The organism is Flavobacterium mesophilum (assembly GCF_039581405.1).
Lineage (GTDB): Bacteria > Bacteroidota > Bacteroidia > Flavobacteriales > Flavobacteriaceae > Flavobacterium.
Window position 1 is genome coordinate 351,327 of the sequence record NZ_JBCPXZ010000002.1, and the last position, 21,430, is coordinate 372,756.

Annotated in this window: 23 protein-coding genes and 1 other RNA gene; 9 read left to right on the forward strand and 15 right to left on the reverse strand. The window is 33.0% G+C overall.

Features of this window, described 5'->3' with window-relative positions:
• Nucleotides 1-177: 177 nt before the first annotated feature.
• Nucleotides 178-912 (reverse strand): 3-deoxy-manno-octulosonate cytidylyltransferase, encoded by a 735-nt coding sequence (kdsB, locus tag AAYQ19_RS06020; protein WP_343534932.1) that lies wholly within the window; start codon nucleotides 910-912, stop codon nucleotides 178-180.
• Between the two features lie 131 nt (nucleotides 913-1,043).
• Here kdsB and AAYQ19_RS06025 point away from each other — a divergent pair, with 131 nt between their 5' ends.
• On the forward strand, nucleotides 1,044-2,375 hold the full coding sequence (locus AAYQ19_RS06025; RefSeq protein WP_343534934.1) for an outer membrane protein assembly factor BamB family protein: 1,332 nt from the start codon (nucleotides 1,044-1,046) through the stop codon (nucleotides 2,373-2,375).
• Nucleotides 2,376-2,501: 126 nt separating this feature from the next.
• On the opposite strand, the gene AAYQ19_RS06030 is transcribed toward AAYQ19_RS06025, so the two are convergent.
• The 4 genes from AAYQ19_RS06030 to AAYQ19_RS06045 all read right to left on the reverse strand — a co-directional run bounded on the left by AAYQ19_RS06030 (nucleotide 2,502) and on the right by AAYQ19_RS06045 (nucleotide 6,369).
• A complete protein-coding gene (locus tag AAYQ19_RS06030; protein WP_343534936.1) occupies nucleotides 2,502-3,314 on the reverse strand; it encodes a class I SAM-dependent methyltransferase in 813 nt (270 codons plus the stop codon).
• A gap of 239 nt (nucleotides 3,315-3,553) precedes the next feature.
• A complete protein-coding gene (ygiD, locus tag AAYQ19_RS06035) occupies nucleotides 3,554-4,384 on the reverse strand; it encodes a 4,5-DOPA-extradiol-dioxygenase (RefSeq protein WP_343534938.1) in 831 nt (276 codons plus the stop codon).
• Nucleotides 4,381-4,917 carry a hypothetical protein gene (locus tag AAYQ19_RS06040; protein WP_343534940.1) on the reverse strand — a complete coding sequence of 179 codons (537 nt, stop codon included), beginning with the start codon at nucleotides 4,915-4,917 and terminating at the stop codon, nucleotides 4,381-4,383. The genes ygiD and AAYQ19_RS06040 overlap by 4 nt, the downstream gene beginning before the upstream one ends.
• A 42-nt stretch (nucleotides 4,918-4,959) precedes the next feature.
• A complete protein-coding gene (locus AAYQ19_RS06045) occupies nucleotides 4,960-6,369 on the reverse strand; it encodes an ATP-dependent DNA helicase (protein ID WP_343534942.1) in 1,410 nt (469 codons plus the stop codon).
• Between the two features lie 343 nt (nucleotides 6,370-6,712).
• On the opposite strand from AAYQ19_RS06045, the gene AAYQ19_RS06050 reads away from it, so the two are divergent.
• Together AAYQ19_RS06050 and AAYQ19_RS06055 are read left to right on the forward strand one after the other, a co-directional pair.
• Entirely contained in the window at nucleotides 6,713-7,534 is an 822-nt protein-coding gene (locus tag AAYQ19_RS06050; protein WP_343534944.1) for a DUF3822 family protein, read from the forward strand.
• Entirely contained in the window at nucleotides 7,531-8,136 is a 606-nt protein-coding gene (locus tag AAYQ19_RS06055) for an RsmD family RNA methyltransferase (RefSeq protein ID WP_343534946.1), read from the forward strand. Before AAYQ19_RS06050 ends, AAYQ19_RS06055 begins: the two co-directional genes overlap by 4 nt.
• Nucleotides 8,137-8,201: 65 nt before the next feature.
• Here AAYQ19_RS06055 and AAYQ19_RS06060 read toward each other — a convergent pair whose 3' ends face one another.
• Entirely contained in the window at nucleotides 8,202-10,304 is a 2,103-nt protein-coding gene (locus AAYQ19_RS06060; RefSeq protein WP_343534948.1) for a TonB-dependent receptor domain-containing protein, read from the reverse strand.
• Between the two features lie 254 nt (nucleotides 10,305-10,558).
• Between AAYQ19_RS06060 and AAYQ19_RS06065 the strand changes: the two genes are divergently transcribed.
• Nucleotides 10,559-11,917, forward strand: coding sequence for a sensor histidine kinase (locus AAYQ19_RS06065; protein ID WP_343534950.1), 1,359 nt, complete (start codon nucleotides 10,559-10,561; stop codon nucleotides 11,915-11,917).
• Nucleotides 11,918-11,927: 10 nt separating this feature from the next.
• Entirely contained in the window at nucleotides 11,928-12,617 is a 690-nt protein-coding gene (locus tag AAYQ19_RS06070; RefSeq protein WP_343534952.1) for a response regulator transcription factor, read from the forward strand.
• Between the two features lie 32 nt (nucleotides 12,618-12,649).
• On the opposite strand, the gene AAYQ19_RS06075 is transcribed toward AAYQ19_RS06070, so the two are convergent.
• Entirely contained in the window at nucleotides 12,650-13,198 is a 549-nt protein-coding gene (locus tag AAYQ19_RS06075; protein WP_343534954.1) for a hypothetical protein, read from the reverse strand.
• A gap of 178 nt (nucleotides 13,199-13,376) precedes the next feature.
• On the opposite strand from AAYQ19_RS06075, the gene AAYQ19_RS06080 reads away from it, so the two are divergent.
• Complete coding sequence (locus AAYQ19_RS06080) at nucleotides 13,377-13,571, forward strand: hypothetical protein (RefSeq protein WP_320568005.1); 195 nt, start codon at nucleotides 13,377-13,379, stop codon at nucleotides 13,569-13,571.
• Nucleotides 13,572-13,670: 99 nt separating this feature from the next.
• On the opposite strand, the gene AAYQ19_RS06085 is transcribed toward AAYQ19_RS06080, so the two are convergent.
• Both AAYQ19_RS06085 and rnpB read right to left on the reverse strand, forming a co-directional pair.
• Nucleotides 13,671-14,921, reverse strand: a complete 1,251-nt coding sequence (locus AAYQ19_RS06085; RefSeq protein ID WP_343534958.1) for a cation:dicarboxylate symporter family transporter — start codon at nucleotides 14,919-14,921, stop codon at nucleotides 13,671-13,673.
• A gap of 31 nt (nucleotides 14,922-14,952) precedes the next feature.
• Nucleotides 14,953-15,282, reverse strand: an RNA gene (gene rnpB, locus AAYQ19_RS06090) — RNase P RNA component class A.
• Nucleotides 15,283-15,408: 126 nt separating this feature from the next.
• Between rnpB and AAYQ19_RS06095 the strand changes: the two genes are divergently transcribed.
• Entirely contained in the window at nucleotides 15,409-15,702 is a 294-nt protein-coding gene (locus AAYQ19_RS06095; protein ID WP_132989012.1) for an SH3 domain-containing protein, read from the forward strand.
• A 102-nt stretch (nucleotides 15,703-15,804) separates the two neighbouring features.
• Here AAYQ19_RS06095 and AAYQ19_RS06100 read toward each other — a convergent pair whose 3' ends face one another.
• From AAYQ19_RS06100 to AAYQ19_RS06120, 5 genes are all read right to left on the reverse strand, one after another.
• Nucleotides 15,805-16,176, reverse strand: a complete 372-nt coding sequence (locus tag AAYQ19_RS06100; RefSeq protein ID WP_343534964.1) for a LysM peptidoglycan-binding domain-containing protein — start codon at nucleotides 16,174-16,176, stop codon at nucleotides 15,805-15,807.
• A gap of 7 nt (nucleotides 16,177-16,183) precedes the next feature.
• Complete coding sequence (locus tag AAYQ19_RS06105) at nucleotides 16,184-16,663, reverse strand: BON domain-containing protein (RefSeq protein ID WP_343534966.1); 480 nt, start codon at nucleotides 16,661-16,663, stop codon at nucleotides 16,184-16,186.
• A 115-nt stretch (nucleotides 16,664-16,778) separates the two neighbouring features.
• The gene (locus AAYQ19_RS06110; RefSeq protein ID WP_343534968.1) at nucleotides 16,779-17,309 is read right to left on the reverse strand and encodes a BON domain-containing protein; all 531 of its coding nucleotides are present in this window, start codon (nucleotides 17,307-17,309) and stop codon (nucleotides 16,779-16,781) included.
• A 98-nt stretch (nucleotides 17,310-17,407) separates the two neighbouring features.
• The gene (locus tag AAYQ19_RS06115; RefSeq protein WP_343534970.1) at nucleotides 17,408-17,857 is read right to left on the reverse strand and encodes a nuclear transport factor 2 family protein; all 450 of its coding nucleotides are present in this window, start codon (nucleotides 17,855-17,857) and stop codon (nucleotides 17,408-17,410) included.
• 31 nt (nucleotides 17,858-17,888) lie between these two features.
• Entirely contained in the window at nucleotides 17,889-18,683 is a 795-nt protein-coding gene (locus tag AAYQ19_RS06120; protein ID WP_343534972.1) for a hypothetical protein, read from the reverse strand.
• A gap of 181 nt (nucleotides 18,684-18,864) precedes the next feature.
• On the opposite strand from AAYQ19_RS06120, the gene dnaX reads away from it, so the two are divergent.
• Together dnaX and AAYQ19_RS06130 are read left to right on the forward strand one after the other, a co-directional pair.
• Nucleotides 18,865-19,950 carry a DNA polymerase III subunit gamma/tau gene (dnaX, locus tag AAYQ19_RS06125; protein ID WP_132989018.1) on the forward strand — a complete coding sequence of 362 codons (1,086 nt, stop codon included), beginning with the start codon at nucleotides 18,865-18,867 and terminating at the stop codon, nucleotides 19,948-19,950.
• A gap of 275 nt (nucleotides 19,951-20,225) precedes the next feature.
• On the forward strand, nucleotides 20,226-20,642 hold the full coding sequence (locus AAYQ19_RS06130) for a DUF8439 domain-containing protein (RefSeq protein WP_343534976.1): 417 nt from the start codon (nucleotides 20,226-20,228) through the stop codon (nucleotides 20,640-20,642).
• A gap of 99 nt (nucleotides 20,643-20,741) precedes the next feature.
• Here AAYQ19_RS06130 and AAYQ19_RS06135 read toward each other — a convergent pair whose 3' ends face one another.
• Nucleotides 20,742-21,320 carry an NAD(P)H-dependent oxidoreductase gene (locus AAYQ19_RS06135; RefSeq protein WP_343534978.1) on the reverse strand — a complete coding sequence of 193 codons (579 nt, stop codon included), beginning with the start codon at nucleotides 21,318-21,320 and terminating at the stop codon, nucleotides 20,742-20,744.
• Between the last annotated feature and the right edge of the window lie 110 nt (nucleotides 21,321-21,430).

Sequence of the window (21,430 nt, forward strand, 5' to 3'; positions counted from 1 at the left end):
TTTTTTTACTATCAAGTTTGTCATTTCGACGAAGGAGAAATCTCAAGAAACTCCGCAACGTAAATCGCCAATCATTGTAGAGCTACTTGTGGAGATCCCTCGTTCCTCGGGATGACAAGATTGTGGAATTCATTCTTTATCAATTGTCAATTATCAATCGTCAATTTAATCAATTAATTAAATATCTTTCAACATAGCCCTGGCCTTCTCCAAGTCCTCAGCCGTATCAATTCCGATTCCAACATGTGTCGTTTCAACCATTTTAATACGTTTTCCGAATTCCAAATAACGTAATTGCTCCAATTTCTCAGATGCTTCCAAAGATTTCATTGGAAGACTGTAAAAATCCAATAAAGCTTGTTTTCTGAAAGCATAAATTCCGATGTGCTGAAAATATCTTACTCCAACATTTTTTTCTCTTGGATACGGAATTACAGAACGAGAAAAATACAAAGCAAACTGCGATTGATCCACCACAACTTTCACATTATTCGGATTGTTGATTTCATCTTCATCTGTGATTTCACGCATCAGCGAAGCCAAATCTATCTTTTTCTCGTAATCACTTTTAAAAACAGATATAACCTGTTCTAAAGGTCCAGCTTCTGTAAAAGGCTCGTCACCCTGAACATTCACCACAATATCAACATCAAGATTCGCAACTGCTTCGGCAATTCTGTCACTTCCGGATTCGTGCTCTTTCATGCTCATAATTGCTTTTCCGCCATTGGAAACAATTTCGTCAAAAATCAAATCAGAATCAGTTACTACAAAAACATCGTCGAACAATTTTGTTGAAACTGCCGCTTCGTAAGTTCGCAGAATTACTGTTTTACCTCCCAAATCCTGCATCAACTTTGCAGGAAAGCGTGTTGAAGCATATCGCGCCGGAATTACCGCTATTATTTTCATTTTTAAGTCTCTTTAAGTAAAACAAATGTAAGTATTCAAAACTTAGATAAAAAACATAATCGAAACAGATCGTTATAAAACTGATTGGCAGTATTTTAAAAAAGATATTATATTTATAAGAAAAAACCACCATGCAAAAACCATTACTTCTGATCTTCTTCATTTTGAATTTCGCTTTTATAAATTCTGCTTTAAGCCAAAACAATACAAATGCGGTCAATGCTTTTTCAAACCGAGTTTTTGAAGGCGAAGGTTATAATCCTTTGCAAGAATTGAAGTGGAAATTCAAAACAGAAGGCAAGATTTTTTCTTCTCCAATTGTCCAAAATAAAACAATTTATATTGGCAGTGAAGACGGTTATTTGTATGCATTAAATGAAAACGGAAATTTAAAATGGAAATTTAAAACAAATGGCGCAATTCACAGTTCACCGACTTTCTTTAACAACATAATCTATTTTGGAAGTTTTGATGGCTATTATTATGCTGCAAACGCTACAAATGGAAAGGAGATTTGGAAATTCAAAACCAATGGTGAACATTGGTATCAAGAAATTGGAATGTGGGGAATGAAACCAAGCGATATGCTCATGAGTGATTTATGGGATTTTTACTTATCAACTCCGGTTATTTACAAAGACAAAAACACTTCTTTAACAATTTTCGGAAGCAGTGATGGAAATATGTACGCAGTTGATTCAAAAAATGGAACTTTAAAATGGTCTTTTAAAACCAAAAAACCAATTCACAGCAGTCCAGTCATAGAAAAGGAAACTTTATTTTTTGGAGGTTGGGATGGAATTTTCTACGCTTTAGATTGTGAGACCGGAAAAGAAAAATGGCGATTTGCAACGGAAATTAAAATGGGATTTACAGGGATCGAAGCCTCGGCTACGGTTTCAAATGGAATCGTTTATTTTGGAGCGAGAGATCCTTATTTATTTGCTTTAAATGCTGAAACAGGAAAATTGGTTTGGAAATACAATGCCGAAAATTCATGGATTTTAAGTTCTGCAGTTATAAAAGATAATACAATTTATGTTGGAACTTCTGACACGTATGCGTTATTGGCGCTTGACGCGAAAACCGGGCAAGAAAAATACCGATTTAAAGGAAATGGATATATCTATTCTTCGCCAGCTATTTCAGGGAATACGGCTTATTTTGGCGATTTTAGTGGTAACTTTTTTGCCTTAAACTTACTTTCAAATGGAAAAGAATCAGCTTTTGTGGGCACGGAAAGCAGAAAAAAATACGCTCCCGAAATTCTGAACAATAATGTAGTGGACTTTAGCTTCACAGCAAAAAATGCCGATTTGTACATTTATGAAAACAACAAAAAAGTAATGGATGAAATTTACAAATTAGGGCCAATTGTTTCATCACCTTTCATAAGCAATAACACCATTTATTTTGGAAGTGCAGATGGCTATTTGTATGCTTATAATTTAAAAGAGAAATAAAAGTATTTAGCGAATCTCTGCGAAAATCTCAATAAATCTCTGTGGAAAAATTATTATACAAAGTCGCAAAGATTTTCACAGAGATTCGCTAAGCTATAATTACACTATTTTTACTGAGGCAAAAAGCTAAACCAAAACTGTAACACGCAGATAAGTTGCGGGAATTGATGTAGAATTGTTGTCATTACTTTTGTTTTGGCTGTTAACTAATCCTTCAAGCTTAGCATACAAATCTGAAGTTTTTCCGTTTTGTTCAGCGGCCTCAAAAGCATTCATCGTTGGGCCATAGTAATTTTTTAATCGATCTAGCCACTCCGAAGGTGGGAATGCCGCTTTAAACGTAAAGGTATCTCTCTCAAAGGAAATATTTTCTTTAGGAACACCCGCATTTGTAAATCTTTCGATTACATTATCCTCAATTCCCCAAAGCATAGGACTTACAAAACCCTCAGGAGGCGGAGGTGTAAATTCAGAACTAATTTTCAAGATTTGTGCAACCAACGTTGGATCTCCCGGTATCCAATTACCCATAATAACTTTACCTCCAGGTCGCGTGACACGAACCATTTCTTTAGCAACATCAAAAGGTTTTGGAGCAAACATTGCTCCAAAAATGCTCATCGTAACATCGTAAGATTGATTTTTCAATTCATTCAAATCGGTTGCGTCGCCTTCTTGAAATACAATATTATCCAGTCCTTCTTTTTTTGCTCGAAGATTACCCGCTTCAACTAAATTTCTTGCTATATCAACACCTAAAACATTGGCCCCTAATTTTGCCGAAGGTATAGCGGTAGTACCATCACCACAGCCGAGATCTAAAACATTAATATTTTCCTTAATTCCAATTTTGGCAACCAATTCCGCACCACTTTCTCTCATAGATTCTGCAATGCGTGTAAAATCGCCTTTTTCCCATAATGCTTTGTTTGGATTCATCTTTGTTTTATCAGTGATTATAGTGCTGATGCCGCACTCTTACCTAATTTGTAAACATCTTCTATCGTTTTTTAATTTATCACCAGTTAATCACAAAAGGCATTTAAAAAACTACTTAAAAAGAAGACACAAATCAAACAATCAACTGATAAACAATTACTTACACAAAAATAAACAAATTTAGATGAAACATTTTAGTATCTCACCAAATTTATTTTTTGATTGGAAAACAAATACTATTACATTATTTTCACTGAAGTCATGCTCAACGAACCTGCCAAAAGTTTGTCATTAAACAGATCTAATTCATCTGTTTTATCTTTTAAGCCAAGAGTATAAAGCAATGGCAAATAATGATCCGGAGTTGGAACTGCCAATTGGACGGCTTTATTTAGTTTTTCAAAATCAATCAAAGGCTGAAAATTTCCATCTAATAAATAATTATTCACCGTTTCTCGAGCTTCAATTGCCCAATCGTAGCCGTAATTGTCTTTATCAAAATTTCTGAAATCAACCATTCGAAGGTTGTGTACGATGTTGCCGCTTCCAATAATTAAAACGCCTTTGTAACGCAAGACTTGTAATTTTTGAGCTAATTCAAAATGATATTGCCCTGATTTTGTGTAATCGATACTCAACTGAATTACCGGAACATCTGCATTTGGATATAAATGCTTTATTACGCTCCATGCGCCATGATCCAATCCCCAATGCTCGTCTAATTCGACCATTACCGGATCTAAAATTTTCTGTGTTTCTACAGCCAATTCCGGACTTCCTTTTGCAGGATATTGCACATCAAAAAGCGCTTGTGGAAAACCTCCAAAATCATGAATGGTTCTCGGCATTTCCATTGAAGTGACTTTTGTTCCTTTAGTAAACCAATGCGCCGAAACGCATAAAATGGCATTTGGCTGTGGCAAAGTTTTAGCCAGATTGCGAAAACCAGTCACAAACTGATTTTCTTCAATGGCATTCATCGGACTGCCGTGTCCTAAAAAAAGAACTGGCATTTTATCGGTATTCGAAAACGTTGATGAAATCGAATGTAAGTCGTTTAATGTTGTCATTGTTTAAGTTTTAAATCACTTAGTAATTGATCATAACTTTTCAAATTAATAGAATCTCTATCGTAAACTTTAATTACAAATGTTGAATCAGAATTTATTATCCAGAATTCATCTCCTGAATGCCCCGGAAATCTTTCTTTAACTTTAGAATCAATCATTCTTTTCATGTATGAAATTATAGATTTTTTATCCAAATCTGTAAGTTTGATTGTTTTCTGAACAGTTACTTTTTCAATGTTTCTCCCTTTTGAGTCTTGATTGTCACAATCAATATCTGTTTTAGTATAATTCAAAAAATAATCTTTATAATTACCTTCTTTAGCAAATATCTCCAAGTCTTCCTGATGACCACCCCATTCTCCACATTCGCTAAAATGAGATCTAATTTTTAAATTAGATTTTACTCCGGAAGCACCCAAAGAAATTGGATCAAAAAAATCGACCGTTTTTTCACTTAGAACAACTTTACTTTCTTCATGTTTTTTACAAAAACTAAAACTAAATAATAAAATGAGTAATAAAATTCTTTTCATTTTCGCTTTTAAATAAAAATCGTAAATATCTGTGACTAAAATTTATTCTTCAAAGCTCTCGTCTTTAAATCCTATCAAATATAGCTTATTTTTAGCACGTGTCATAGCGGTATAAAGCCATCTGATGTAATCGCGATCAATTCCGTCTGGCAAATACGGCTGTTCAATAAAAACCGTATTCCACTGCCCTCCTTGCGATTTGTGACACGTAATTGCATAAGAGAATTTCACTTGTAATCCGTTGAAATATTCGTTTTCCTTAACCTTTTGGAATCTTTTGTATTTCGTTGGCTCATCTTCATAATCCTTCATTACTTCTTCGTACAAACGATTCGATTCTTCGTAAGTTAATGACGGCGATTCGCTTTTAATAGTATCCAAAATCAAAACCGTCTCAAAAGGAATTTGGTTTGGATAATCGACCATTCTGATTTTCACTTTCGCAAAAGTAAATCCGTATAATTCTTTGATTCCAAACATTTCCAAAACTTCAATTATATCGCCATTGGCAATAAAACCAGCTTCATCAGTTTCCTTTAGCCAGAAATAATTGTTTTTGACCACCATCAAAAAATCACCAACCGAAAGTTCGCTTTCCTTGAATAAAATTCGGCTTCTGATTTGTTCGTTATACTGATTTGCTCTTTTGTTTGATCGTACAATAAAAGCAGTGTCTTCAATACTCCAGTTGCTGTATGCTGTATTTATGGCATCTTGAATATCATAACCATCGGTCAAACGAACGATATCTTTGAACTTTTTTACGTTGAATCTAAATTCGGTTATAAAACTTTCTTTCAGCAATTCTCGCAATTCGGTCGCATTGAATAAAATTCCTGAATTCTCTTCCTGACGCATTACTTCGTCTAATTCAATATGTTCAATTTCTTTATCATAATGAACACCCAAAGTCTGAATATCAAGTGCCGGACTAATATCTAAATTTACTGGTGGCAACTGCGCGGTATCTCCTAAAAGAATCATTTTACAATTGCTTCCAGAATAGACATAATTGATCAAATCATCCAGAAGCGAGCCGCTGTCGAGTGTACTGTCTGAAATCATCGAAGCCTCATCGACGATAAAAACAGTGTTTTTATGTTTGTTGACTTGTTTGGTAAAAGCCACTCCTCCACCCGATGATTTCTTTGGGAAATATATTTTTTTATGAATCGTAAAAGCCGATGTATTTGAATAATTCGAAATCACTTTTGCTGCGCGACCCGTTGGCGCAAGCAAAACAACTTTTTTATTGATTTCTGCAAGATTATTTACAATGGTTGAAATCACCGTTGTTTTTCCTGTTCCGGCGTATCCTTTCAGTACAAAAATGGTATCGTTTTTAGGCTCGGTTAGGAAAATTGCGATTTTCTGAAAAAAAATATCTTGTTTGTAGGTAGGCGCAAAAGGAAATCTTTTTTGTAAAACGCTGTAAAACAATGTTGAATTCATAGAGTAAAATTGTCATACAAAGTTCGGCTTTTTTAATGGCAATTTCAAAAAATCAATTTCAAAAATCAATGGCAATGGCAATGTCAAAAAACCAATAGCCAAATTAAATTAAACCATATAAGTGATATAAGTTCATTTAAAATAAACAGCCTGCTTAAATTTGCTTATATCACTTATATGGTTCATTCAATAAAATAATTAATACTAAGATAACGTGTACCTAACTTTTCTTTAAAATTGTTTTTTGAAATTGCAATTATAATTGTTGCTTTTTAATTTGTAAGTTTGTGGTCGCTTAAATTCTTTCTTGATTCAAAAACAGGTAACGAATTGTAAATCAGATATGTCATTACAAAACACTAACATTACTTCTAAAAATTACAAAAAACTTTCTATTCAGGTTTCTCTGACTGGATTTTCATATTGCTGTTTCGATACTTTAAATAATGTCATTACTTCATATAAAGAAATCAAGTTTGACATTTCAAACAAAAGCACAAAAATTGAAGATTTATTCACGGAAGCTTTCAGAAACAATGCTGAATTGAAGGACATTTATGATGAAGTGATGGTAATTCACAACAACAATCTTTCAACTTTTGTTCCGACAGCTTTGTTTGATGAAGACTATCTTGGAAGTTATTTGCAATACACGACAAAAGTTTTTGCAACAGATTTTTTTACATTTGATGAGATTTCAAATTATCAAATGAATTCGGTTTACATTCCGTACGTGAATATCAACAACTTTTTGATTGATAATGTTGGATCTTTTGACTACAAACATGCGAATAGTATTTTGGTCGAAAAAATATTAGACAATTCAAGAAATAACGACGAAAAGAAAATGGTGGTCAATTTTAATCCTGGCCATTTTGAAGTTATTGTGGTTCAAAACCAAAAGCTTCTGTTTTTCAATTCATTTGAATACCAAACCCCTGAAGATTTCATATATTACCTACTATTTACTGCCGAACAATCGAATTTAAATCCGGAAATTTTTCCACTCGAATTATTGGGCACGATAGACAAAAACGATCCGTTTTATGCCATTGCGTATAAATACATTCGTAATATATCCTTTATGGATGTAAGCACTTTACAGCAAAAAAACAGCTTCTCTTTAACAGAAAATCAAAAACATTATATTTTATTCCAATCATGAGAATCATTTCAGGAAAACACAAAGGACGTCGAATTTCTCCCCCAAAAAACCTTCCTGTAAGACCCACAACTGATATGAGCAAAGAGGCATTATTCAATGTCTTAAATAATCATTTTAGTTTTGATAGCTTAAAGGTTTTGGATTTATTTTCAGGTACCGGAAACATCAGTTATGAATTTGCGTCGCGTGGCAGTGCGCCAATAACGTCTGTTGACGGCGATTTTGGATGCGTGAAATTCATCAAACAAGTTTCATCAGAATATGATTTTGATATTGCTGCAACAAAAAGCGATGTTTTCAAGTTTCTTGAGAACTGCAAAACGTCTTATGATATAGTTTTTGCAGATCCTCCTTACGGATTAGATCAAGCCACTTTTGAAAAAATTGTAACCACAGTTTTTGAAAGAGATTTGCTTCATGAAGACGGAATGATGATTATCGAACATTCAAAATATACTAAATTGGATCATTTGAGTAATTTTTCTTTTCAGAAAAGTTATGGAGGTTCTTATTTCAGTTTCTTCGAATTAAACTCAACTGATGATGATGAAGAACTTCCTGGAGATTCTCCAATAAAAATTACAGAAGAAGACGAAGGATAGTCTTTTTTAAATTTCAAACTTTTAAAATCCCAAATTCCAAAATTGGAACTTGGGATTTTCTATTTTTATCGAATTCGGTTTTCATTTTCATCAACCGATTTTTCCTTGTATTTCGAATCTTTTATTTTTCCGAAAGAATAACGAACAGCAATCGAAATCTCGTGTGCATCAACCAAATATCTGGATTTTGAACTTATATTGTTGATGGAAAAACTTTCACTATAAATCGTTTGTTTTAAAACATCATTAAAATTCAAAGTGCAATTCCAATTTTTGCCCAAACTTTTGACAAGTGACATATCGAAAACAAAATTGGCTTTTCTTTCAAAAACGCCATCATTTTGCGCTGTTGTTCCCCAAAAAGAAAAAACATATGTAAAGTTCTTAGGCAGTTTAAAGGAATGATTTGAATAATAATACAAATACGGTTTTGACGAATGCATTAATGCCGAATGGTCTTCAACTTTGCTTTTTACAAAAATCAAAGAATTTGTCGCTGTCCAGAGTTTATACGTAAACGGAAGTGTAAAATCGATTGTAAAACCGGTTTCTCTTTTAAAGTTAATATCAGTAATCGTCAAAACATTGGTTTCATCATTAAATATAAAACTGGGATTTACGGCGTTTTTGGTTTGATAAAAACTCAACTTAATCGATTTGTCTTGATATTGAAAAGTGCTCGCAATTTCATCTGTAAATGCTGGGCCCAACTTAATGCTGCTTCCATATAAAAAATACGGGTTTATATATGTTGCAATTTGGCTCAATGACGAATATTTTGGTCGCACAATATTTTTCGCATAATTTAAACTGACGCTTTTTGTACTGTCAATTGCAAATGAAAACTGTGCTTTCGGAAATAAATTCGTGTAATTTCGATCAATTGAAGGCAGTAAATCTGATTTGTATTTTGCATAAACATTTGTATTTTCTGCTCGCAATCCAACCGAAAAATCAACTTTTTTAATCTTTCCTGAAAACTGAACATAGGCCGCTAAATTTTCTTCTTTGAAATTATAATTCAACACTTCACTTTCATTTTTTTCATAATCAAAAATATCAGAATCTGAATTCGATTTTGCCTTTAAATACAAACCGCCGTATTCTAAATTCATTTCATTTTTGAACTTTTTCTCCAAGTCAATTCGACCCGAGAAAACATCGACATTAAACTTTTGATCTCTGTTTTGCGACAATTCAAATTCGGTTTCATTAAAATCATTCTCCACCAAACTCCATAAATGCTGATTGAAATTAGAATATTGAAAACCAGCAAAAAGTCGCGTATCAATAAATTTTAATTTCTTGGAATAATTCATAAATGCATTGACAAAATTTTTATTACTCGAGTTATTACTCCAAGTAAAAACATGGTTTTCAACATTCTGATTTTTATTAAAAGTAAAAGTATTGATGTCGAAATTATCATCTCTCAGTTTGCCGTTTACATTCACAGAAAAGTAATCTTCGTTATTTATTTTATAAAACAAACCGCCGCCAAAAACATATTCCTTTACATGCGAATTTGCCGTTACATCATAATCGGAAACAATCGACGCTTGCGGAATTTCATAAGCAATACTGTGGTTTTCCCAAGGATTTCGGCGATTATAATTAAAATTAGCTTTCCATTCTAATTTTCCTTTTTTAAAACTTGAATTGAATCCGAGGTAATTATTGAAATGTTTTTTGAAAGAAGCCACTTCTGATATTTCAGTTCTAAAACTGTCTTTTTTGCTAAATTTTCGAGTAATCAAAATTACAGCGCGACCTTCGGCTTCATATTTTGAAGATGGATTCTGAATAATTTCGATTGTTTTAATATCGGCGACAGTCAAAGCATTCAACTCGTTCATTCCCACTTTTTGATTGTCAATATAAATCAACGGATTTCCTTTACCTACAATCGAAATGTTTTCTCTATTTGAACTAACTAAAACTGTCGGCAATTTTGAAAGCAAATCAACTGGATTTGGAATCGTATTGTAAATCGAATTGGCAACATCAACTTTTATATTTCCGTTTGAATTCGTAAAAGTCTTTTTGTTTTGAGTTACAACAACTTCACTCAACTTTTGAGAAATAGAATCTTTTGGTGTTTCATTTTGAGCTTTGGCAAAAAACGAAAAAAGAAAAAGCAAAAGAGCTAGAATTAGTTTCCACGGCATGTAAATGATATTTAAAACAGTTTGACAATGCAGCAAAAGTGCTTTGAAAAACCAGTTCCGAAAGTTAATTGGAGGTTAATGCTAGGTTAATCTCCATTTTGTATCTCAAAAGCAGTATTTTTGAATCTAGAAAATTGCCCAATGATTTTACGGGTAAAACTGATACGCACTGGTTTTTTATTTCTAGTATTAAAAAAAATCCGTTTTACCCCGTTCAGTCCGCGTTATCTGTGAGCCATAATTTCAAAAAAAACATGAAACAAAGAATCAATTTATTAATCGCATTTTCAGTTGTCGCACTTATTGTTTTGACGACTGTGCAATGCTATTTGGTAAAAACAGCTTACGACTATAAAGTGGCCGAGTTTCATACGCAGATAAAAAATGAAATTGCTCAAATAACCCATAATTATAGTGATATCGATTCGGTTTTGGTTGCTAAAAAAGAAGCGCTTTACAAAAGTCTATCAGAAAATTATATTAAGGGAAAAAACAGTCGTTTGGATGTTAAAAATGCTGTTTTAGAAAAGCAATATCAAAGTGCTTTGACCAATCAAATTCAGCGAAAATTTGAACGAGATCTTCCGTATTTCAAAATTGATTTTGCGATTGTCCTTAATAAATTTATTGTGTACAAAAACGCGCAAAAAGCCGATACCATTTTCTCTGAAAAACCTTTTATCGAAAACAAATTATACGGAAATCTGGCCTCGCTTAATCATGCTTTTTTGGTTCGGAATTATGTTGGCACAACAAACGGAACATTTGAAAACCAAGAATATCAATTGTTGACGGAAGATTCGATGTACGTTTCGGTAATCGATTGGGAAATGATTATTTTAAGACGAATGACTTTTATTTTGATTTTGTCCCTGTTTTCGATTCTTACCTTGATTTCACTATTTGTTATTGCAATCAAAGCTTTGATAAAACAGAAAAAAGTAAGCGATGTAAAAACCGATTTCATCAATAATATTACGCACGAACTCAAAACGCCATTAGCAACTTTAGGCATTTCTACAAAAATTTTGGAGCAGAAACATATTCGTGAAAACGATGAAAATTTCAATTCTATTTTAAGTACAATTTCACGCCAAAACAATCGTCTGCAAAGTTTAATCGATCAGGTTATGGCAAACTCTTTGGCAGAAAATGAAATTGAACTTCAAAAAGAAAAAATTGAAGCAGAAGGTTTTCTGCTTTCTATTGTAAATGACTTTAAAATCGCGTTTCCAAAAATCAATCTAAAAACTGATTTTCAGACTCAAAAAACAATTTTGGCTTTGGATAAATTCCATTTGACCACTGCTTTTTTGAATGTTTTAGAAAATGCTGTAAAATACGGTTCAAGCACAATTACGGTCAAAACAAGAATAATTGAAAAACAATTTTCTATAAGTTTTGAAGACGATGGAATTGGCATTGCCAAAAACAAACAAGCATTTCTTTTTGAAAAATTTTATCGCGTAGAACAGGGAAATCTGCATAATACAAAAGGTTTAGGTTTAGGATTGTATTATGTAGATCAAATCGTAAAAGCGCATCAGGGTTCTGTAAACGTTAGCAGCGATTTAGGAAAAGGAACTCAGTTTACTATTTTATTAAACGTTTAATTCCCTTATTTTGAAAAGATTACTTTTAGCCGAAGACGATTTTGATTTTGCAGCGATTTTAAAACAATATCTTGAATTGAACCAATTTGAAGTGGTTTGGGCCGAAAATGGCGAAATAGCTTTGGATTATTTTAAAACCCAAACTTTTGACATTTGTGTTTTTGATGTTATGATGCCAAAATTGGACGGATTTTCATTGGCCGAAAAAATAATCACTATCAATCCTGAAACGCCATTTATTTTTCTAACAGCAAGAAAATTAAAAGAAGACAAAATCATCGGGCTAAAACTTGGAGCCGACGACTATATTGTAAAACCTTTTGAAGTTGATGAACTGGTTTTGCGTTTGCAAAATATCTTGAAAAGAATTGAACAAAAAAGAAGTCTCGAAGGAAATAATATAATCGAAATTGGTTCCTATATTTTTGACAATGAACGATTAACACTCAACAATAAAAACCACGTGCAACAACTTACAGAGAAAGAAGCGGCACTTATTGAGTATTTGTATCTCAACCATAATCAATTATTAAAACGAGATCAAATTTTGATGTCGGTTTGGAAAAAAGACGATTATTTTTCTGGAAGAAGTATGGATGTTTTTATCAGCAGATTGCGAAAATATTTCAATTCAGATCCGAAAATCAAGATTGAAAGCGTTCGAAATATCGGATTAGAATTTAAGATAGAAAAACCTTGATTACTCAAGGTTTTTCTATTTTTATTTGAGAACTATTTTCCAATAACCCAACCTAAAGTAAAGTTACCTATTGGCACTAATACAGTATCAAATTTATCAAAATTCACTCCTGGTCCAACGCTAAATTCAAGATTGAATTTCCCTTTGTAAGTACGTTGCAATCCCCAAAGCGCGCCTAATGTAAAAGAAGGGACATATTCTCCATATTTCTCATTAGTTGAAATTGACTTAAAATTATAGACTGCATTTCCGGCAATAAAATTCCCTGAGTTAAAAGCTGTTCTTTTTCCTTTTGCTGCTCTTTTTTCTAAATTGTAATAATGACGAAATTGCTCATTAATCATTGGTACAAAATAAAAATTTGATTCGTCATAATAGCTATTGTAGCGATAACCTAACCCTAAACTTGCTTCAGAATATAACGTGTTTTTATCTGAAAAACCGTGCTCGTAAACAAAACCCGGAAACAAAATATTGATTTTAAATTGATTTTTTGCAACCGAAACCGCGGCTTCGTCTTGCGCATGAATTGCCGGAATTACAGCAAAAAATAGTAACAGCAAAAAGTAATTTTTCTTCATATAAGTTTTTGATTAGTTGAAACAAAAATACTCTTTAAAGCATACGATACTGTTAAAAAGAAAATTATTTTCTTACAAAAACAATGGTTAAAATCATATAATTCCGCTAAGTAATTGTATAACAATATTTAAGAGTTTCAATAATAAATTTGTTAAAGAACTTTAAAAACTATTAATCATGAACCTAAAAAGATTTTTCGGAGGATTACTTACAGTCCTTGGAATAATAGGACTTATTTATACAGCAATGATCTTTGCAGATACAAGCGGCGGAACTAGAGATATTAAATCGCTAATCATTTATGGCATCTTGGGAATTGTATTTTTTACATCAGGAATTAGCTTGGTGCGAACTACGAAGGATGAATCATAAGATAAAAAGGGACAAAGTTACAAAGTGACAAAGGTTCAAAGTTTTAAATTCTTTGTCGCTTTGTTACTTTGTCGCTTTGTTACTTTGTTACTGTGTTACTTATTCCTGAGAAACAGTATTTAAATTTAGTTCTGTAAAATCTCTTTCGGTTTTAGAGATTATAATCGTTGCTACTGTATTTCCAATCAAGTTGGTAATCGCTCTCGCTTCGCTCATGAATTTGTCTACGCCAAGCAAGAATGCCAAACCTTCAACGGGGATTTTATGAAGTGCTGTCAATGTTGATGCCAAAACAATAAATCCGCTTCCGGTTACACCTGCGGCACCTTTTGACGTAATCATCAAAATTCCGATTACGGATAAAATTTCGAAGAAACTTAGGTGCACATCGTATAATTGTGCTAAAAAGATCACCGACATCGAAAGGTAAATCGAAGTTCCGTCCAGATTAAAAGAATAACCCGTAGGAATCACCAATCCTACAACCGATTTACTACACCCCATTTTTTCCAATTTTACCATAATACTAGGCAAAGCCGCTTCTGAAGATGAAGTTCCAAGAACTAATAAAAGTTCCTCTTTAATATATTTTAGAATCGAAAGAATACTGATTTTATAATATCTCAGAATGCTTCCTAAAACCAGAAAAACAAACAAAGCCATTGTCAAATAAACGCAAAGCATCAATTTCCCTAACGGAATCAAAGTGGCTAAACCAAATTTACCAATCGTATAAGCCATTCCTCCAAAAGCTCCAATTGGTGCCAAATACATCACATATTTTAAACCCGTGAAAACAACATTCGAAAATCGTTCTAAAACCAAAATCGTTTGTTCTCTTTTTTGATAAAAATTCAGCGCGATGCCACACACGATCGCTGCAACTAAAACCTGTAAAGTGAAATTGGAAAGGAAGAATTTCAACCACGAAAAATGTTCTGCAGTTCCAGAAGTGTATTGACTCGCATCTCCAATTTGCAAACCAGCTTTATTAATTTTTCCAGGCTTGAACAAATAGGCAACTGCAACACCAATTGCCAATGCAACTGTCGAAACGACTTCAAAATAGCCTAAAGCTTTAATTCCAATTCGGCCCACTTTTTTAAGATTTCCCATTCCAGAAATCCCCAAAACAATTGTCAGGAAAATAATTGGACCGATAAAAAGTTTGATGATATCAATAAAACCTTCCCCGATTTTTTTCATTTTCACACCATTTTCAGGCGAAAAATGCCCGAGTAAAATTCCAGCAATAATCGCTATCAAAACCCAGAAAGTAAGGTTTGTAATTACAGTCTGAAAAAGACTTTTTTTGATTTTAGGTGTCGAATTTGGAGCAGAAATATTCATGAAATTCAATTAGATAGTTTCACAAATATATAAAAAAAGCAGACCTGTAAGCCGGATTCTGTTCTTGTCTTATTTTGCAACAAAACAATACCTTATCATTTATCTAGATTGTACATTACTGCACAACTCAAGCTACCTACCCTTCAACAACGGACGAGAAGCCCTTAAATGCTGATATACTTGGTATTTCACCGCATAGAGTTTACCTGGTTTCACTACAGCATTACCTGTACATACTTTCTGTTGCACTTGTCCTTGCCTTATTTCTAAGACCGACGGGTGTTACCCGCTATGCTTCTCTATGGTGTCCGGACTTTCCTCCCTCCCGATAAATCGGGACGACGATAAGGCGGTCTGCGGTGCAAAAGTAGCGATTTATGAATGAACAATAAAAATTTTAAATTTTTCAATTTATGAATTTTATCATAACATTTTAATTTTAAAATAGTTATCTTTAAAATTCCATAATTTTTAAATTCAGTTTATCATGAAAAGAATGTATCATTACGCAACTGTTTCAAAAGCTTTAGATCAATTGAATGAGAAAGGATTTACATGTGATTTTAATCGAAATGCTGACGTGATTAAAAAAAATCCTGAGAAATTTGAAATTGTTCATGTGTATCGATACGAGGGGGAATCAGACCCGGGCGATGAGGCAGTTGTATACGGAATTAAATCTACTTCTGGAAAAAAAGGAGTTTATGTTGCTGGCTTTTCAGCCGATTCAGATCAAGAAACCGCAAAGTTTTTATTTGATTTAAGTATTAGGGGAAGATAAATTTAAAATCCAATCCTGAAACTTTAAAATAAAAATTCCAAATTCCAATTATAAAGCTATACAATTGGAATTTGGAATTTTTTATTGGAATCTTTTCAAATTTTAAACCGTTGGTATTTTCAACTTCCAACCCGGCTGAATCAAATCGGGATTTGAAATAATATCTTTATTTGCTTCGAAGATATCTTGCCAGGAAACTCCGTATGCTTTTCCTATTTTGGAAAGGGAATCACCAATTTCAACTGTATATTCTCTTGAAACACCTTCTTCAACTTCAATATTCAGAACAACATCTGCCGATCTATATTCTGGATCGATTTTTTCATAGGCATTCCACAATTTTTCTTTATCTGCAGCAGAATTTGCTTTACCATCAATATATAAAACATGATCTTGCTCTCTAACTTGTAGATTTGTAATTCCTAATTCAGAAGCCAAATCTGTTACTGCTTGGTATTTGTCTTGTAAACTCATGACTTCCTTATTTAACAATTAACTTATTATCTACTTTTTTAGGCTTCAATTCTTGAATGCTTTGCATCAAAGGCTGTAATTTGCCTTTTTCAATTTCTCCCGAAAGCGTCACAACACCCCCAACAACAGTAGCGCTCACGCCATCATAAGCATCTACTACTTTACTGACTGATTTATCCAAATCGGTATCTGAATTAATGATAACAGTCGCTGCAGCTGGTTCTTCATTGGCACTGGCAATCTGGCAAGTGTTTACAACTGATTTAACTCCTTTTGTAGCTTTTACACTTTTTTCAATATTTTTTTTGAAAATTTCGTCCTCGCAAGTTCCAGTAATCGTGGCTACGCCATCATGTACTGCGACGTGTATATTTGGAGTGTCATTAAGTTTTTCTGCTATCGCTTTTTCAATATCTCCGTCGCTTGGCTTGCAAGATGCCAAAGCCACGCAAAGACTTATCCCTAGTAAAACTGATTTAAATTTCATAATAGTTTCATTTAACAATTAACTATCTAAAATTAAACAGATTACAATTCAAAAGATTATATGATGTTGGTGCGGGATTTATATGTTTTCCAGCAAAAAGCCAATTCCGACTTTACTATCTAACAATTAATTTGTTTACAATTTTTTTTTTTGTCAAATCCTTTATTCTTTTAATCAACTCAGGCAATTGCTCTTTCTTAATAGGCCCAGTAAGCTCAACTGTATAATCATAAACTGTAGCATTAACCCCAGCATAATCCATTACTACATTGCCTATTGCTACATTTAATTCATAATCAAATTTAGTATCAACAGGTTTAGGATTACTTTTTTGAGAAGGTGGAGCTGGCGGTAAAGGAATGTGTGATTCTTTATTCTCTTTCTCTTCTTTTGGATGAAAAATTTGGCAGTTGTTTACAACAGATTTGACTCCTTTAATTTTTTCAACTTTGCGCTGTATGTATTGTTTAAAATCTTCATCAGTAGGTTTGCTTGAAATTGTAACTACGCCCTCTTTTACATCAAAATTTACACCTTTGTAAAGTTTAAATTCTTCAGTAATATCGTTCTTAATTTCTGCGTCCGAACGACCACAAGCAACTAACAAAAGAGTGGTCATTCCTAAAAATATATTTTTTAAATTCATATTGCTCTTATTTTTTATTTCGTAATTAATATTCACAATCTTACGGAATCCTTTTTCTTATAATAAAAAAACATTAAAATTTGATATTTCTAAAGTTATTACTCATGCTGTGAAACATCATTATATTGCCAAAGTACATTTATAATTTTCCATTCTCCATTTGTCTTTACAATGTGCATATAATCAATCCATGTGTCAGCGAGTAATTTAACCGATGCTGTTTTAGCAGAAACATCCAAAAGTTTAACCTCTTTTCTTGGATTCTTTGGAAATTTATCGCCTTTTACATTATACGTCTCCGCCAAAATAATCATATTTTCAGCGAAGAATTCTGAGATATAATCTTTCTGTGCCGTTTTATTTCTAAAAACCGAACGTTTCACCATTCTAGGATGCAGTGCACTTTCCATCAACTTCGGATTTGGAGTATGTTGTGCTTCAATGTAGGCCAATGCTACTTTTTTAATTTCTAAAGTATCTTGAGCGGTTTGTGCTTGAATTTTAACGGAACAAAAAACGATTGCAGTAAGTATTAAATATTTTTTCATGTAAAATGATTTTATAATTTATTATAAACCCTTAACTACCAAGCTTCCCATAACGCTGATAATCCGAAAAATAAAGAACTATTTTCTTTCCGTTTTTCTTATAAGGATAAAACAATTCATAATTACCATCATTCGAACGATAGCGTAATTCATCATTGTCTTTTTCGAAAACACTTTTCAAATAATCTCTTTCCTCTTTAGTGGTCTTATGAATAAATTCTCTTTTCTGAGGTTTTATGGTATCTTTTAAACTTCCTTCGAAATAATCATTGAACCCTAAATAAACCGATGAACCTTTCAATGAATCTTTTACGATTACTGTGACGTTAGGGAAATTTGTATCGGTTCGTGACAAGACACGCAAGATATCAGCCGTTTCTTTTATATAACTTTCAGAAAAATTGTAATTAACCAATTTATCGCTATTCACTTTATTAGCGGCAATAATTGATTCAGCCGAATTGATTAGCAATTTTTCTTTTTTAGCAGTTGTTAAATAATCGCCTCCAAAAAGAATTATGGCTATTAACGGAAATATTAAAATCAAAGTCAAAAATTTCAATTTGCTAGATTTAGTATTTACAGGATCCAAATTATGTTTCTCGGCAATTCTAGTCAAATTAAACATCAAATTAATAATTAGAGACCCCACCATCATAGCAAGAATCCCTAAAATGCTTAAATAAAATGTATCGGTCAAATTTTCTCTAAACACTTTCAATCCAAAAACCTGAATTGTGATAAAAGTAAATACCCAATACACTAATAATAGAATTGAAGTAATCCCAATAACATTGCTTAATCTAACGATCTGCTTTGCGTTCATTTTCTCTAAGTTATATTTTTAAAAATGTTCTTTTGCTTTGCAATAAAAATATTACTTTTTTTCTCATTTCAAACAAAAATTATTTTTTCTTTCTACAATTCAACCACTTAAAAATCTTTCAATTTTTAAATTTTTAAATCATTAAATTATACTCTATATTTGCTATCGAATAAAAAAGAATATGGAGCAATTTGTAGTATCGGCACGTAAATATCGCCCGCAGACCTTTAAGGATGTTGTGGGGCAAAAAGCCATTACCAACACTTTGTTGAATGCTATTGAAACCAATCACTTGGCTTCTGCTCTTTTATTCACAGGACCACGTGGAGTTGGTAAAACGACTTGCGCTCGTATCTTGGCTCGAAAAATAAATCAGCCTGGATATGACGATCCTACTGAAGATTTTGCTTTTAACGTTTTTGAGCTAGATGCTGCTTCAAACAACTCGGTTGATGATATTCGTAATCTTATCGATCAAGTTCGTATCCCGCCACAAACTGGACAATATAAAGTATATATCATTGACGAGGTTCATATGTTGTCTTCGGCCGCTTTTAATGCTTTTCTGAAAACATTAGAAGAACCGCCAAAACATGCTATTTTTATTTTAGCAACAACAGAAAAACACAAAATCCTTCCAACGATTTTATCACGTTGTCAAATTTTTGATTTCAAAAGAATCACCGTAAAAGATGCTAAAGAACATTTAGCTGATGTTGCTGAAAGTCAAGGAATCGTTTTTGAAGACGATGCACTGCACATTATCGCTCAAAAAGCTGATGGTGCTATGCGTGATGCATTGTCTATTTTTGACCGTGTGGTTTCGTATTGTGGCACAAACTTGACGCGTCAAGCCGTAACTGAAAACCTAAACGTTTTAGATTACGAAACGTACATTACCGTAACCGATTTGATTCTGGAAAACAAAATTCCAGAGTTATTGATTGCATACAACGATATTCTAGCAAAAGGTTTTGACGGACATCATTTTATTGCTGGTTTGGCTTCTCACTTTAGAGATTTATTGGTAAGCAAAACCCCTTCAACTATTGCATTGCTTGAAGTTGGAGAGCAAGCACAACAAATGTATGGCGTTCAATCGCAAAAATGTTCACAAGACTTTTTACTAAAAGGAATCGATATTGCAAACGACTGTGATTTAAAATATAAATTGAGTCAAAATCAGCGACTTTTAGTTGAATTATGTTTGATGCAATTAGCCTCTATCAACTTTGATGGAGAAAAAAAAAAGTTGAGCAATTCATAATTCCGCCCACTTATTATAAAAACGGAAGCTTTTCTATAGTTGAAGTTATAACTAAAGAAACTCCAAATACAAAATCCCAAATTCCAAGTTCGGAAACAAATAGCAATGTCAATCCAAATGACAATGCAAATACCGTTGTTGCAAATACTCCAAATACAGCTCCAGTTTCTCCTGAACCTCCAAAAGTTCAAACTCCAGAAACACCTAGAGTAGATTTAAGCGCTCCTCCAAAAGTTTCTGCTTTTTCTCTTGCTAGTATCCGCAAGAAAAAGGAAATGGAACAAAGCGGCAAATCGTATGTTAAGCCTACTTCTGTATTGCCTACAGAAGAATTTAACGAGACCGATATGCGCTTGCATTGGAACAAATATGCAGAACGTTTAGGACAAAAAGGCTTGAAGATCATGGAATCTATCTTGCTAATCAATGATCCTGTTTTAGAAGGAACTAGAATCACTTATGAATTGCCAAACGAAGGTTCAAAATTGGAATTTGAGAGCCAGATGAATGCCTTATTAGGACATTTAAAAGGTCATTTGCACAATCATGATATTACAATTGAAGTAATTGTAAATGAAGAAGCACAAACCAAACGAACTTACAACAATCAAGATCGATATAATCGTTTTGTAGAAATCAACCCAAATATTGAGCTTTTGCGTTCAACATTTGGATTGGATTTAAAAGATTAATTTTTTTTGATCGCCACGAATTACACTAATTTTCACTAATTTTTATTGATGTAGAAACTTTAGCAATTCATGTAAATTTGTGTCATTCATGGCAACTCTTTACCTATTTTTAAGTCCGAAATTATAAACTTTATCTAGCCATTTTTTTCTTTTGTTTTCATCCGAACCTTTTATAATTCCGATGTAACTTACTTTTACTGGTTTTATGCCGCAGAATTGCAAGGTTGATTTTTTCAGCTGATTTACGCTTGGTCTTCCGAAAGACAGTCGGTAAAACCAGCCTGGCTGATCTAAAGTTGTGATGATATGCGCTGTTTTGCCTTTCAACAATTTATCCCACCAAATCGAATTTTCTCTATATTGAAAAGCCATTCCCGGCAAAAATAATCTGTCGATAAATCCTTTTGTGATTGCTGGAAGCCCGCCCCACCAAACAGGATGAATCCACACCAAATGATCGGCTCTTTTGATTTTTTCCCACGATTCGAGTAAATCTGGTTCTAATTCGGTTCTTTTTTGGTAACCAAATTGCAGGTTTGGGTTGAACTTTAAATCGGCTATTGTAATGGTTTCTACTTGTGCGCCCGAAGCTATTGCACCCTTTTTATAAGATTCGGCAATTCCGAAATTGAAACTTTCAGCATTTGGATGTCCATTTATAATCAGTATTTTTTTCATATCTAAGTTTTTATCAAAAATACTATTCGCGGTTTTTCTTTTACAGGACAAATGTCTATAAATCAAAATCTTCATTGCGCTAATTTTTTATCTCTCGCAGATTTAGCAGA